Below are 14,701 nucleotides of genomic sequence, written 5' to 3'. Positions count from 1 at the left end.
GTTTTTGTAGATTTTAGTCCAATTAGTAATTACTTCTTGGTAATGGGTAGTTGTTTTCTTTTCAATACTACAGATGCCACACTGGTTATCAAAAAACCAATGATGATTTTTTTGACCAAACTATCCAAAATGACATCAGAGGCTGTGGTGGCTTTTACTTTTTCATAGGACTCGATGTAGGAGTCGGCTCCCATTTCTTCTACGATCTTTGTCTGTGTGTCTTCTAAGCCTTTAAGCATAATCGCTACATGCTCGGAGATCAAGTCCGTATCAAACTGGATGAAAACGTACATGAATAGAGCGGTTACGAACCCTATAGTGAGATAGACAATGGAACCAGCAGTCATGCCTTGCCAGTACTGGAGAAGGTGACCGTTGTATCTGTCTCTGTATTCTTTCAGTCCAAAGAAAATGAAGATAGGGATGATAAAGAGGTCAAACATCTGTAGCTCCTGTAGCGGGTTTTCTCCTGAGAAGTAAAACACCATAAACATGATGATAATCAATGCTGATCCGATCAGTCCATAACGGAGTGATATTCTGAATAAGTCTCTCATGATGGGGTTTGGTATATTTTTTCGCCGTTGAGTGTTGCACTCACTTGTCCGGTTAGTTCTTTGCCATAGTAGGGACTGTTGACGGATTTGGAGAGGTTCGATTTTTGGTCATACTTCCATTTCTTCTTCGGATCGATGAGTGTCACATTGGCTTTTTCTGATTCGGCTATGGTGACAGGAGCGAGTTTTAGAATAGCTCTTGGGCGGCTTGTGATTTTGTCTATCCACTCGCTAGGATCGAGTTCTTCGTCGAGAGATAGGAGAGAAGGGATCATGGTCTGTAGTCCTAAGATGCCATCTTCTGCTCTGTCAAATTCTAGTTTTTTACTTTCCTCGTCTTGCGGACTATGTGCGCTGACTATGGCATCAATAGTACCATCTTTTAGTCCCTTGAGCAGTGCTTTTCGGTCTCTGTTTTCTCTCAGTGGAGGATTGATTTTATAATTGGCATCATACCCGACGATTGCTTGGTCGGTATGGAGTAGATGATGAATGCTCACGTCACAGGTGATTTTGAGACCATTTTTCTTGGCCTTTTTGATGAGTTTTACACTCTCGGCCGATGAGATATTGGAGAAGTGTAGGCGTCCGCCGCTATAGGCTAGAATGTCCAGATCTCGCTTGATCATCAGGTGTTCTGCCAGTGCTGGCATGCCTTTGAGTCCCAGTCCTGTACTGACTATCCCTTCGTTCATTGTTCCAAAGCGTGTCAATAATTTGTCCTCTGGGAGGTTGATGAGTAGTCCGTCAAATTTCTGTAGATAGATCAGGGATTTGAGCATGATGTCGGTGTGCCACATGGGCTGGTTGCCATCGGTGAAGGCAATCGCTCCCGCTTCGTGCAGGTCTATCATCTCGGTGAGGTCTTCGCCCAGTGCATCGATGGTCACAGCAGCCATTGGGTATATATCTGTCAGGCAGTCTCTGCTTTTAGATTTGAGGTATTCGATATGGCTTTTGGCCTGTACTACTGGAGCGGTATTCGGGAGTGTTGCTACTCCTGTGTAGCCAGATGCCGCAGCGAGTTGACATCCACTGTAGATGTCTTCTCGATGCTCGAAACCAGGGTCGCAAAAATTGGCTTTAAGATCGAACAGTCCTGGTGTCAGGAACTGACCTTTGGCTTCTATAGTCGTGTCTGCCTGATGTTCTTTGTTGTCAATAGATGTGATCACGCCCTCTTTTATCAAAACATTGACACGTTTGAGATGGTGAGGGGACTGAGGATCCAGGACTTTAACTTCCCTTATAAATAGGCTCATTTACAAAAATCTTAGTAGCATGGATTCGGCTATCAAAAATAGCACGGACAAAAGTAAAGCATATTTCCATAACTCTATGCTGTGGTATTTTTCTTTCAGCGTATGGCTAAAGTTCTTACTGTCGACCTGATCAAATAGGGTGAGCGACTGGACATCCGATAGGAGGGAAAGGTATTCTTCTTTTTCCATGATTTCTAGTTCGGATTCTAGTTTGCTGGGGTTGAAAGCGACATAGTCTAGTATTTGTTGGTCGGAGAAGAGCTGATAGTTGCCAGTGGTTAGAAGGTACTTCGGGAAATCCATGGCTAGTTGGTTTTGGATCAGTCGCTGTGAAGGGATCAGCTCTTGGTTCGTGTTGATGTTGTGGCGGAGTTTGTAGAGCTTTTGGTTGTCGATCGTATCGAGAAGGAGCGTGACGTGGCTGTTGTCTGCGCTGTAGTAAAGCGGGTTGGCACTGCTAGCACTGAGCTCTGCGATGCGCTGCATGACTGGCACGAAAAAGGCATGACGCTGAAAATTGGTGAACTCATCTGTCAGTGGAGACGATAGCACATAGAGGTTGCCTTGTTGTGACACCTTGGAGAGAAAAGGAGAACCTGTTTTGAGACTGAGTAGGGGGTGATGTAGTCCGGATAGTTTTATGATGGGATTAGCCTGGGGTAGCTGCGTCTTGCGGTCGAGTGATTCGAATATACCATCAAAGAATGGGTTGGTCAGGTCGGGTGCTTGTATATCTGTTTTTTGGGTATCCCCAGTCGCCTTGTATTGGAGGGATATAGAGGTTTTTAGGTCACTTAGTTTGGTGTTGGTGTTTGGGATCAGGAGTACGGATTTTCCAGATGTTAGACGAAGTTTGATTTGAGACTGAATGCTAGGGTTGATCTGACCGAGGCTGTGAATGATGAGAAGATCGGATTGTTCCAAGACCTGATAGTTGATGTCTCCAGTCGTGTAGCTATGGAAATCGAATAGTTCATTGCTGCCAAATACGTTTTGCATGTATGGTGTGCGCTGGGTATCGGTGATTTCGGTGATACGAATCGTTGGAGCTAGGTTGAATGAGAAATAGAACTCATTGTCGAAGGTGACAGGGAAGTCTTGAAATTCGATTCGTCCTGCGTTGTACTTGTTTAGGTTCTTGCCCAGCTCAAAGTCAATTTTTTTAGTACTGTTGGCTTCTAGGCTGATGGCTACACTGGCAGATTGTCTGTCATTGACCTGTAGTTTGACGATCAGGTCTTCTACAGCTTGCGTACTGGAGTTTTTGATTTTAGCGGTTAGCGTGTTTTTTTTATGTGCGAGAATGAAAGGCTGGTCAAGGTAGACCGAATCGACATAGAGGTTGTTTTGCTGGGCAGTAGCGATGGGGATCAGGTAGTGATGGTGGATGGAGTCCGCGTATGCAGAGATCTGTCCAAGTGTGCTACGCTGCATGTCACTCAGTATGAATACATCTGAACGATCATCATTTGACGTGAGGGTTTGGATACGATCGAGTACCTCTTGTCCTGATCTACTGACTGATGAGTAGTCCAGAACATTTAGGTATTCACGGATTTTATCTGCTGATTTATAATGGTTGGCAGATGGAGCAAAATTATTATCGAGCAGTTTGAAGGTCGTGGTGCTCGGGTAGAGGTCTACGATCTGATGAGCCATGGATTTGGCTGTCACTAGGCTCTCGTTGTTCTCTGAGCTTAGGTTAGTCATGCTCCCTGAGTTGTCTAGGTAGATGATAACCGTGTTTTCGTTGAGACCATTTTCTTGCCCTGGGATGAAGGGTTGGGCAAAGGCCAAAACCAGAAAAGTAATAAAGGTCAGTCTGCAGAATAGGACGAGCAGTTGTTTGAGTTGTAGCTTGGAAGAGGACTTCTTTTTGACTTGATTCAAAAATTTAACATTTGAGAATCGGATTAGCTTCGCCTTTCGAAAATTGAATAAATGAACAATTATCGGGATACTTAGGGCGATCAGCCCCCATAAGAATGTTGGATTGGCAAAGTTCATCGCAGCAAATCTAATCCAAAATGTAGGGTAGAAAAGTTCCGATGAATTAAAAATTAGTTAGTAGTCGTTTTATCGCGTTTTGCTAAAAAATCAGCGATCTCAATAACCCTATTTTTATTTGGTTTTTAAAATCCTTATATTCGAATTGTTGTTGTGGATTAAGATTTGATTAGTCCTTTTTATTTTGAGTTTTTGACCTTGGGGTTCAAGTTAAGTCTTGAACCCTATTTTTTTGCTCCTTCCTGAACGGGTGCGGGAGGTCAAAAACAGAGATCAATCCGTATTTATGGGGGAGAGGTAGTAGATCACTTCGTGATTCAAGATTCATTGTTCGAAATTCATTATTTTTTTTCGTGAATAACCATCTCTTACTAAGTCCTTGAGGTTAATTTGAATGATTGGAATGAAAAATATCGAACTTGTCTACCGAGTTTATCCCTCCAACTTTACAGACTGACCCAAAAACTGTTTTGTATTCGTGGAATGTTTCTGTCAATTCAATCACAGTAGGTTTAGACGCTAAACAACTGAATAGTTTTACTCCCCTCTAAAACTAATATCGCATACTTAATTAGCTTTTCGTGACTGAACGATACCGTACACTAGTGTCTCATACCTGAACATTTTTCTGAATCTTGAATGATTCTTTATTGTTGTAAAGTACAGTTAATCAGTGTTTTGTGTATATGGCACTTTTATTGGCATGCCTTGGTCAATATCGAAATAGACATTGACTCAGTGGACAGAATAATACCTAAAAAGAAGTGGACAAAAAGCAAGCTATTATCCATAGCCGTAGGAGTGGTACTCTTGAGCTTTGTGATATACAGAGTAGTGTTCGCCGATGGAGGAGTTAAGCTTAAAGTTGATAGGGATAAGATTAAGATCGCTACCGTAGCTATGGGACAGTTTAGGGAATTTATACCCGTTGATGGGACGGTGCTACCTATCAAAACGATTAGACTGGATGCAATAGAAGGCGGGATAGTGGAGCGTCGCTATTTAGAAGGGGGGGTATTGGTCGAGCAGGGTGACACTATACTGAAGTTAGCTAACAATAATCTAGTGCAAAGTTTTATTCGAGAAGAGACGCAGGCTTTTATATTGGTTAACAATCTGGAGAACACCAAACTGAACCTCCAACGGACTCAGTTCGAACTCAAACGTAGATTGATCGATCTGGATTATGATATAGCGGACGCAAAGGATACTTATGATAGAGCGGTAAAGCTTAAAACAGAAAAGATAATTTCCGATCAAGAATTTCAAAGAATCAAGCGGGGGTATGATAGACTCGTCGATACGAGAGAGATTGAAATCGAATCTCAAGCATTTGATACTAAAAATGCCAGAATACAGATCCGGCAGACAGAAGAGACATTGATTCGAACGCACAGTAATTTAGAATTGATCAAGGCCAATTTGGAGAACCTATATGTCAAAGCACCTATCGCAGGTAGATTATCTTCGGTTAATGCGGAGGTAGGAGAATCGATACAGATGGGACAAAATATTGGTCAGATAGATGATATGAATGGGTTTAAAATCCGAGCTGCTATAGACGAGCATTATATTTCTAGAATCTATGAAGGGTTGAAGGGTAGTACAGATTTAACAGATGGTAGGCATAGCCTAGAGATTACAAAAATATACCCTGAAGTGAGTAACGGACTCTTCTCAGTTGATATGAGATTTTCCCAGGAACTACAAAAAGGTGTGCGTAGAGGACAGACTTTGCAGATCAATCTACAACTCAGTGAGAATATCGAAGCGCTACAAATACCTAGAGGTAGCTTTTATCAAACAACAGGAGGGAGCTGGGTTTTTGTTGTGACGTCTGAAGGGGGAGCTGCGGTGAGACGACAGATTAAACTCGGAAAACAAAACCCGAGGTACTATGAAGTGCTGGAGGGGCTGGATCCCGGAGAACAAGTAGTGATCTCCTCTTACAATGGGTATGAAGATAAGGATAGACTGATATTTAACTAAAAGGGAGTAAAACAAACAGGAACAATGGAAAATACGACTTCACTAATCAAAACAGTAGGTCTGAAGAAGGTCTATCATACAGATGAAATAGAGACTACCGCATTAGGTGGGGTCAATTTGGATATCAAAAACGGAGAGTTCGTTGCGATTATGGGGCCATCTGGGTGTGGTAAATCTACTCTGCTCAATATCCTCGGGTTATTAGATAATCCTTCTCAGGGTGAATTTTACTTTGATAACCAGGAGATTTCCCAATACGGCGAACGCAAAAGAGCCGATCTTAGAAAGGAGAATATTGGGTTTGTGTTTCAGAATTTTAATCTCATCGATGAATTGACGGTTTTTGAAAATATCGAGTTGCCGTTGATCTATCTTAAGTATTCTGCCTCCGAAAGGAGGAAAAGAGTGGAAGAGGTGATGGAGCAGATGAAAATCATGCACCGCAGGAATCATTTTCCTCAGCAGTTGTCAGGCGGGCAGCAGCAGCGAGCGGCGATTTCTCGAGCGGTTATAGCTAAGCCAAATATGATCTTGGCAGATGAGCCAACAGGTAATTTGGATTCGGTGAATGGGCAAGAAGTGATGAGTCTCCTCAGCGAACTCAATGACAAAGGCACGACCGTGGTGATGGTGACGCACTCCCCGATAGACGCAGAGTATGCCCATCGTATAATCAACCTATTCGATGGGCAAGTTGTCTCAGAAAATATCAATCCCTCGAACAAAACCTTGGTGTAAACGACAGTAATAAGTTTTCTCAATAATTAGTAAAATCCTCAATGGGTGTCCGTGATAGATGGGCATCCACTTGGGAACTAAATAATAACACGATGAAAGGTATATTGATAATAATAATGATGATGGTAGGCTATTGGCTATGTGCCCATGAGCAAGCACCCGTTCATCAGTCTGAACAAGTGCTTACGCTGGATGCTTCTAGGTAATGCATGCGGTGTTTATCCTAGTGCGATCACATTGATTTCTGGGATTTCTAGCCATTGTGCTTCTTTCATTTTTTGACGTGAGATGTAGCCGATCCAGTAGTTGCCATAGCGACTAGAATACTTTTCCAATACTTCCGTAAAATCTGCTTCGTCTGGTTGCTGATCAGCGAACCTTACGTAAATCCTCATTTGGAAGTCTTCATGGAGTTCGATCTTTTCCTTTGACTTAGCAGATTTTTTATATTCGTAGCGGTAGCCATAGCCTAGCGCCGATATATCTGATAGTACTGCTGATCCAGTTGGTTTGTCGCCAGCTCCCTTTCCATACAAGAATTGACTTTCTGAGAATGCGCTTTCTAATATGACTGCATTGTATTCGTTTTTGGTCTGAGCCAAAATAGAAGACTTGTCTACAAAAGTCGGTAGGACGGTTGCGTCAATTTGACTGCCAATTTTCTTTGCTTTTGCGATGAGCTTGATTTCAAAATTATTTTTCTGTGCAAATTCGATATCGAAGGTGTTGATTTTGGTGATCCCGAGCGTGAAAAGCGTATGTGGGTCTGTGATCAACCCAAAGGCGTGATAGAGTAGGATGCAAAGCTTGTATCTAGCATCGATCCCTTCCACATCTAGCGTCGGGTCAGATTCTGCGAACCCCAGATCTTGTGCTTCTTTGAGTACATCTTTGTAAGGAGCACTCTCATTGATCATTTTAGTGAGGATGAAATTGGTCGAGCCGTTGAATATCCCCTCGATGGAAGTCAGAAGGTCGTTATCGTAGTATTCTTCCAAGTTGCGGATGATCGGAATACTCGCGCAGCATGAGCCTTCGTAGAGGAAGGATACTTTGTTTTGCTTTTGTAGTGCAAGAAGTTCTTCGAGATGCTCTGCGATCATTTTTTTGTTGGCTGAGACGACGTGCTTGCCGCTGTTCATGGCAGTCTTGACGATCTCAAAAGCTGCTTCTGCATCATCTATCAGCTCCACGATCACGTCGATCTCTGGATTGTCCAAGAGCTCGGTTTTGTCATCGGTAAACAAAGTCGCATCGAGGCTTCTTGGTTTAGTGATGTTCTTAATGCAAAATTTGGCAATCTCTGCTTGTATGGTGTTGGATTGCTGTAGCACGTGATACAACCCCTGTCCAACCACGCCAAATCCGAATATTCCTAGTTTCATACGTCTAATTATTTTCGTTTTTCAATCATCTTTGTTGAAGACTTTCAAGGACTTTTGTCTGGAAAAGGGCATAAAAAAATCCCTTCCAGACAAGCTAGAAGGGATGATATATTTTTTGAAATTGTATCTCATGCCTCTCGCTTATCTTTTCCGATTGCTCGGAACTGGAATTAGCACCCTTCCGTCTCGCGGGGGTTGCTAAGGTTTCGCAGGGCCAAATCCCTCCACCTTTCTTGATAAGTCATTCAATAAAAATAGAACTGTCGCAAATGTAAAGAAGAGAACTTCTACGAAACAAGTATTTAATTTATTCTTTTAATAAATACTCACTACTTACTACCTCATTTCATATACACTACCTTATTGCCATTGTTGTCCATGACGAAAGCCTTGGTTTTGGCAGTGCCTATTTTGAAGGAGACTTGTTCGATTTGGGCTAGGTCCCGTTCTAGAGGCATGAACTCTGTCGTCTCTACTGATTCGTAGGGTAGATGGATGAGTTCGAGAATGATGCCGTCTTTGGTGAGGTAGTTTTGAAAGTGGAGGTTGGTGTCATCTACGATCTCGATCTCCTCAAAACCCATCTGTGTCGTATACCACTTGAGTGTATTGATGTAGTCGGAGGATTGGATCGTGAAGTAGCAGGGGTCGATTTCATAGAGCTGAGAGTTGTTGGGTTGATTAAAAAATTGAATTTTGTTTCCGTCAGGATCTATAGCGATAAAACTTTCAATGGATAAATTGGGGTCGGTATAGGTGTCTTTGAATAGTTTTTGTTCGTAATGCGCCAAATAGAGGTGAAGGCTGTCAAAACGGTTTGTTTTGAAGCCAATCTTATCAATACCGTTAATGTATTTCTTTCCTTCTTTGAATCGAATTTGACTTTTGAGCAAGGTGCCACTTCCTTGCCTTAGCGTGAGATGGAACTCGTCATTGCGCATTTTGACGTGCTGGTTGGGGCGGTACTCTTCGATACTAAATTGCAGGAACTTACGGTACCAACCTGCCGATACCTTGAGATCTTTGACGATCAATGTAGCACCAGTCATGCGTAGTTCGGAAATGCTCTTTTGAGAAAAGACTGGCTTAGGGTGAAACATCATCACCACATAAACGATTAACAATAGGAGAGGGGCGAAGTTTTGATTTTTGATCATGGGGTATCACTCAAATTGGAAGATCAAATGTAAGTAGTTCGAGCGCTTTATCAATTCCCTTTATGAGATAGTAGAAAAAAATTATCCGCTCAGAACTAACATCCTGTCAGAAAGGTAGTAATTTTGCATTTATTTAAAGTGAGTCTAAATAATTCGTAGCGAATGAGCAATGACGATCAAATATTAGAGGAATTTACCTCAAAAGAATACGAACACGGTTGGTCTGTGGATTTGGATGCTGATGAAGCACCCGCAGGATTGAGTGAGGAGATAGTTCGTTTTATTTCAGCCAAAAAAGAAGAGCCAGAGTGGATGCTAGAGTGGCGATTGAGTGCGTATGAGCGATGGAAAAACATGGAGGAGCCAGATTGGTCCAACGTGAAGTATCCTAAAATCGACTACCAAGCGATCAAATACTATTCTGCACCTAAGCAGAAGAAAGCTGTCGGTAGCCTCGATGAGGTCGACCCTGAGTTGATCGAGACTTTCGAGAAGCTAGGCATCTCTTTGAACGAGCAAAAGCGATTGACGGGAGTGGCTGTAGATGCGGTAATTGACTCGGTGTCTGTTGCGACGACTTTCAAAGAGACCCTTGGTGAGCGCGGAATCATATTCTGCTCGTTTAGCGAAGCGGTCAAAGAGCATCCAGAGTTGGTGAGAAAGCATCTCGGGTCTGTAGTGCCGGTTTCGGACAACTACTTCTCTGCCCTCAATTCGGCTGTGTTTTCAGACGGTTCGTTCTGTTATATCCCCAAAGGGGTCAGATGTCCGATGGAGTTATCGACTTACTTTAGAATCAATGCAGCCAATACGGGGCAGTTTGAGAGAACGCTCATCGTAGCAGACGAAGGATCATATGTGAGTTACCTCGAAGGATGTACTGCTCCACAGCGTGACGAAAACCAACTGCACGCTGCAGTGGTAGAAATCATCGCTGAGAAAGATGCGGAGGTTAAATATTCGACTGTTCAGAACTGGTATCCAGGTGACAAGAACGGCAAGGGAGGTATATACAACTTCGTGACCAAGCGCGGTATCTGTGCGGGTGATCATGCGAAGATTTCATGGACACAAGTCGAGACGGGATCTGCTGTGACTTGGAAGTACCCTTCATGTATTTTGAAAGGAGATTATTCGATCGGTGAGTTCTATTCGGTAGCAGTGACTAATAATCATCAGCAAGCGGATACGGGGACTAAGATGATTCATATTGGTAAAAACACCAAGTCAAGAATCGTATCTAAAGGAATCTCTGCGGGATATTCGCAAAACTCATACAGAGGGCAAGTGCAAGTGATGAAGCGTGCTGAGAAATCACGTAACTTCTCACAGTGTGACTCACTATTGATCGGTGATCAGTGTGGAGCGCATACGTTTCCCTACATTGATATAGAGAACTCAACTGCACAAGTGGAGCACGAGGCGACTACTTCGAAGATCGGAGAGGACCAGATATTCTACTGTACGCAGCGAGGGATTGACGAAGAAAATGCAGTAGCACTCATCGTCAATGGGTACGCCAAAGAAGTCTTGAACAAGCTCCCGATGGAGTTCGCAGTAGAAGCGCAGAAATTACTTGCGTTGACGCTCGAAGGATCGGTTGGTTGATTTCGTAGTTCTATATTCAAGCTTGAAGAAGGGTGGGAATTCAGTCTTTTGAGGGTTTGCTAAGCGCAGGTAGTTATTCAGTGTCGTTTTCAGGAAGTGGGTTCATTCTCTATTCCTATGAAGTGCTGCTTTCAACTGAGGACGACAGGTTAGGGAGTTTCTTGCATTATTAAGTATTTAAAGAATTCAGAATTCAAAGGAACTAAGTATCACTCAAGTTGATCTTGAACTTTGAATAATAAATTTTGAACATAGATTATGTTAAAAATAACAAATTTACAAGCTAGAGTAGAGGAGAAGGAAATCCTCAAAGGGATCAACTTAGAAGTGAAGCCTGGTGAAGTACATGCGATCATGGGACCGAATGGTTCGGGCAAGAGTACTTTGGCCAATGTCTTGGCGGGTAGAGAGGATTACGAAGTGACCGGCGGGTCTGTAGAGTATCTCGGTCAAGATTTGTTAGACTTGGCAGCCGAAGAGCGTGCGAGAGAAGGTATCTTCTTGGCGTTTCAGTATCCTGTAGAAATACCAGGTGTGACCACTACCAACTTCATGAAAACTGCACTGAATCAAATCAGAGAGCACAAAGGACAAGAGCCTTTGGATGCTGTGGGATTCTTGAAGCGTATGAAGGAGAAAATGGCGCTTGTAGAGATCGATCAGTCGCTATTGAGCCGTTCGCTCAACGAAGGTTTCTCTGGAGGGGAAAAGAAAAGAAACGAAATCTTCCAGATGGCGATGCTAGAGCCTAAGTTGGCACTCCTAGACGAGACGGATTCTGGACTAGATATCGATGCATTGAGAATCGTCGCAAATGGCGTCAATGCACTCAAAAACAAAGACAATGCGACCATCGTGGTGACGCATTACCAAAGATTGCTTGATTACATCGTGCCTGATTTTGTACACGTACTGTACAAAGGTCGTATCGTGAAGTCTGGTACCAAGGATTTGGCATTGGAGCTCGAGGAGAGAGGATACGATTGGATTATCAAGGATTTAGAAGGAGCAGAAGCATAAGAAGCGCATGAGTACAAAGAAAATATTTGGTCAAGAACTGATCGATCAGGCGGAGCAGTATGTTTCTAATTTGAACGGAAATGCGATCGCTCACCTGAAAGACAACAGGACGCAAGGCCTAGCATATCTGAAAGAAAATGGGTTTCCTGGTCCTAAGGCGGAGGAGTACAAGTTTACTCGTCTGACCAAGGCGATTTCTGGGAAGTTTGATTTCGCAACACCTATTGCACAGGGGGATTTGCCGATGGACAAGATCGCTGATATCAAGAAGCGACATGCAGGTGCGAATATCCTGTTTTTCATCAATGGCGTTTACAATGCCGAGCAGTCGGAGATTGTCTCTACTGCAGAGGAGCTGAGAATTGATTCTCTAGCAGATCGTGCAGATGCACATGAATTGATCGCAGAGAATAGTGATCCGTTTCAGGCACAAAACAACGTTTATGTCAATAGCGGTGTAGTGATCGAGGTGCCAAAGAATAAGAAAGTGGCTCAGCCTGTGTTGTGCTACTACATCTCGGTAGACAATGGGGTCAACTATGGCTTTGTGAAAAATATTTATTTGGCCAACGAAAGTAGCCAAGCAGACTTTGTTCACTTCCATTTCTCGGAAGGAAATGCCAAGACTTTCGTCAATGAGACCAAAAACTATTTGGTCAAGGCAAATGCTAATATCAAGCTATATAAAGTACAGGAAGAGTCAGAAAATGCGGTATACGTAGGGAATACCAACGTGTACCAAGAGAAAGACAGTGTCTTTTCTTCGTTTGTGTTCACGTTCGATGGAGAGGTGGTTCGAAACAACCTGAACATCCGTGTCGATGGTCAGGGATGCGAAAGCAATATGTACGGACTGTATCTAGCCAAAGGCAAGACACACATCGACAACCACACGCTCGTGGATCATATCCAGCCCAACTGTAACAGCAACGAGCTGTACAAAGGGATCATTGCGGATCAGGCGAAAGGAGTCTTTAACGGAAAGATATTTGTGCGACAAGCGGCACAGAAAACGAATGCATTCCAGTCCAATGGCAATATTTTGTTGTCAGATAACGCAACCATCCATACCAAACCTCAGTTGGAGATTTGGGCAGACGATGTGAAGTGTTCGCACGGATGTACGACAGGGCAGCTAGATGAGGAAGCGATTTTTTATCTACGAGCCAGAGGCATAGACAAAGACAAGGCAAAATCAATGATTTTGCTGGCCAATGCCGGGGAAGTGATCGAACATATCGGCCTAGGATGGTTGAAGATGGAGATCGCGGACAAAGTGATGGAAAGATTACAAGTGGACTAAACAATACAATGGTCGAGACACAATTGAATATTGAAAAAATAAGAAAGGATTTTCCGATCCTCCATCAGGAGGTCAACGGGAAACCATTGGTGTATTTTGACAATGCGGCTACCTCGCAGAAGCCTCAGTGTGTGATCGATGCGTTGACCCACTACTACAATACAGACAATGCCAACATCCACCGAGGGATTCATACCTTGGCGGAGCGGTCTACGACGGCTTTTGAAAACACGCGAAAGACGGTGGGTAAGTTTCTGAATGCTGCGGAGGCAGAGGAGATTATCTTCACCAAAGGCACGACGGAGGGAATCAACTTGGTCGCGGCGACTTTTGGACGAAAGTTCATTGGTGAGGGAGATGAAATCATCATCTCGGCGCTGGAGCATCACTCCAACATCGTGCCGTGGCAGATTCTCTGTGAAGAGAAGAAATGTGTACTCAAGGTCATTCCCGTCAATGAGAAAGGCGAATTGGTCTTGGCAGAGTATGACAAGCTTTTGTCCGAAAGGACGAAACTAGTCTCAGTCAACTATATCTCCAATGCACTCGGTACGATCAATCCCGTGCAGGAGATCATCGACAAGGCGCATGCAGTGGGAGCCAAAGTGCTGATCGATGCGGCGCAAGCGACTCCTCATGCTAGAGTAGATGTGCAAGCGATGGGTTGTGACTTTTTGGCCTTCTCAGCGCACAAAGTGTACGGCCCTACAGGTGTAGGTGCCTTGTACGGTAAGCGCGCCCTGCTAGAGGCTATGCCGCCTTACCAAGGGGGAGGGGAAATGATCAAAGATGTGAGTTTCTCAGGGACAACCTATAACGACATCCCGTACAAATTTGAGGCGGGGACGCCCAACATCGGTGAGGTGATTGCTTTCAAGGCAGCACTGGACTATGTCAATGAGATCGGGTTGGAGAACATCGCGGCGTACGAGCACGAGTTGCTGGAGTATGCCAACGAGCTGCTGGCGGATGTAGAAGGTTTTCGGCCTATCGGTACGGCGGATCAAAAGGCAAGTGTGGTGTCGTTTTTGATCGATGGAGTGCATCCATTTGATCTCGGTCAGATACTGGATGCAAAAGGGATCGCTGTTCGGACGGGACACCACTGTGCACAGCCGCTCATGGAGATATTCAACATCGAGGGAACTGTCAGGGCGTCTTTTTCTGTTTACAATACCAAAGAAGAAATCAAATATTTTGTGGAGGCGCTGAAGTCTTCCATTAAAATGTTCAAAAAATAATATGGCAACAATCAATTCCGTACAAGAATCAATCATTGAGAATTTTGGGATGTTGGATGGCGACATGGAAATGACCATTGGTTATATCATGGAGTTGGGAGCGAAGTTGCCGGAGTTTCCAGAGGAGCACAGGACGGACGAAAATATCGTCAAGGGCTGCCAGTCAAAGGTGTGGCTCTATGCTCATCTAGAGGGGGACAAAGTAATCTATCAAGCGGACAGCAATACGGCCATCACCAAAGGGCTGGTGAGTATGCTGACGGAGATATTGTCTGGGCAGACGCCTGACGATATATTGAGTGCGGATCTGTTTTTTCAAGAGCGAATCGGGATGAACAGATTTATCGGTACACAAAGGTCAAATGGCTTTGGTGCCATGATTAAGCAGATGCAGATTTATGCATTGGCATTGAAATCTAAAATAGGAGCTTAAG

At 43.8% G+C, this 14,701-nt stretch carries 12 protein-coding genes and 1 riboswitch; of the genes, 7 read left to right on the top strand and 5 right to left on the bottom strand.

Annotation, left to right across the window (positions count from 1 at the left end):
* Positions 1-29: 29 nt before the first annotated feature.
* Genes BUB99_RS11195 through BUB99_RS11185 form a run of 3 tightly spaced genes read right to left on the bottom strand, consistent with a single transcriptional unit; the run spans position 30 to position 3,826 of the window.
* Positions 30-557, bottom strand: coding sequence for a DUF4199 domain-containing protein (locus tag BUB99_RS11195; RefSeq protein WP_073122490.1), 528 nt, complete (start codon positions 555-557; stop codon positions 30-32).
* A complete protein-coding gene (locus tag BUB99_RS11190; RefSeq protein WP_073122488.1) occupies positions 554-1,819 on the bottom strand; it encodes a dihydroorotase in 1,266 nt (421 codons plus the stop codon). Before BUB99_RS11190 ends, BUB99_RS11195 begins: the two co-directional genes overlap by 4 nt.
* The gene (locus BUB99_RS11185) at positions 1,820-3,826 is read right to left on the bottom strand and encodes a BatA domain-containing protein (protein ID WP_073122487.1); all 2,007 of its coding nucleotides are present in this window, start codon (positions 3,824-3,826) and stop codon (positions 1,820-1,822) included. It abuts the gene before it with no gap.
* Positions 3,827-4,564: 738 nt separating this feature from the next.
* Here BUB99_RS11185 and BUB99_RS11180 point away from each other — a divergent pair.
* Both BUB99_RS11180 and BUB99_RS11175 read left to right on the top strand, forming a co-directional pair.
* Complete coding sequence (locus BUB99_RS11180) at positions 4,565-5,815, top strand: efflux RND transporter periplasmic adaptor subunit (protein ID WP_073122572.1); 1,251 nt, start codon at positions 4,565-4,567, stop codon at positions 5,813-5,815.
* Positions 5,816-5,839: 24 nt separating this feature from the next.
* A complete protein-coding gene (locus BUB99_RS11175) occupies positions 5,840-6,553 on the top strand; it encodes an ABC transporter ATP-binding protein (RefSeq protein WP_073122485.1) in 714 nt (237 codons plus the stop codon).
* A 218-nt stretch (positions 6,554-6,771) separates the two neighbouring features.
* On the opposite strand, the gene BUB99_RS11170 is transcribed toward BUB99_RS11175, so the two are convergent.
* Complete coding sequence (locus tag BUB99_RS11170; protein ID WP_073122482.1) at positions 6,772-7,938, bottom strand: homoserine dehydrogenase; 1,167 nt, start codon at positions 7,936-7,938, stop codon at positions 6,772-6,774.
* A gap of 138 nt (positions 7,939-8,076) precedes the next feature.
* A riboswitch (SAM riboswitch) is annotated at positions 8,077-8,181 on the bottom strand.
* A gap of 98 nt (positions 8,182-8,279) precedes the next feature.
* Positions 8,280-9,095: a VOC family protein gene (locus tag BUB99_RS11165; RefSeq protein ID WP_073122480.1), complete on the bottom strand. Its 816-nt coding sequence runs from the start codon at positions 9,093-9,095 to the stop codon at positions 8,280-8,282.
* Between the two features lie 162 nt (positions 9,096-9,257).
* Here BUB99_RS11165 and sufB point away from each other — a divergent pair, with 162 nt between their 5' ends.
* From sufB to BUB99_RS11140, 5 genes are all read left to right on the top strand, one after another.
* Positions 9,258-10,703, top strand: a complete 1,446-nt coding sequence (gene sufB / locus BUB99_RS11160; RefSeq protein ID WP_073122478.1) for a Fe-S cluster assembly protein SufB — start codon at positions 9,258-9,260, stop codon at positions 10,701-10,703.
* A 258-nt stretch (positions 10,704-10,961) separates the two neighbouring features.
* Positions 10,962-11,723, top strand: coding sequence for a Fe-S cluster assembly ATPase SufC (gene sufC / locus BUB99_RS11155; protein ID WP_073122476.1), 762 nt, complete (start codon positions 10,962-10,964; stop codon positions 11,721-11,723).
* A 7-nt stretch (positions 11,724-11,730) separates the two neighbouring features.
* The gene (sufD, locus tag BUB99_RS11150) at positions 11,731-13,026 is read left to right on the top strand and encodes a Fe-S cluster assembly protein SufD (protein WP_073122475.1); all 1,296 of its coding nucleotides are present in this window, start codon (positions 11,731-11,733) and stop codon (positions 13,024-13,026) included.
* An 8-nt stretch (positions 13,027-13,034) separates the two neighbouring features.
* A complete protein-coding gene (locus BUB99_RS11145; protein ID WP_073122570.1) occupies positions 13,035-14,267 on the top strand; it encodes a cysteine desulfurase in 1,233 nt (410 codons plus the stop codon).
* Position 14,268: 1 nt separating this feature from the next.
* Positions 14,269-14,700, top strand: coding sequence for a SufE family protein (locus BUB99_RS11140; RefSeq protein WP_073122473.1), 432 nt, complete (start codon positions 14,269-14,271; stop codon positions 14,698-14,700).
* Position 14,701 lies beyond the last annotated feature (1 nt).

It is taken from the genome of Reichenbachiella agariperforans (assembly GCF_900142205.1).
Taxonomy (GTDB): domain Bacteria; phylum Bacteroidota; class Bacteroidia; order Cytophagales; family Cyclobacteriaceae; genus Reichenbachiella; species Reichenbachiella agariperforans.
The sequence above is the reverse complement of the archived record's forward strand: the minus strand, read 5'-3'. Positions and strand labels throughout refer to the sequence as shown.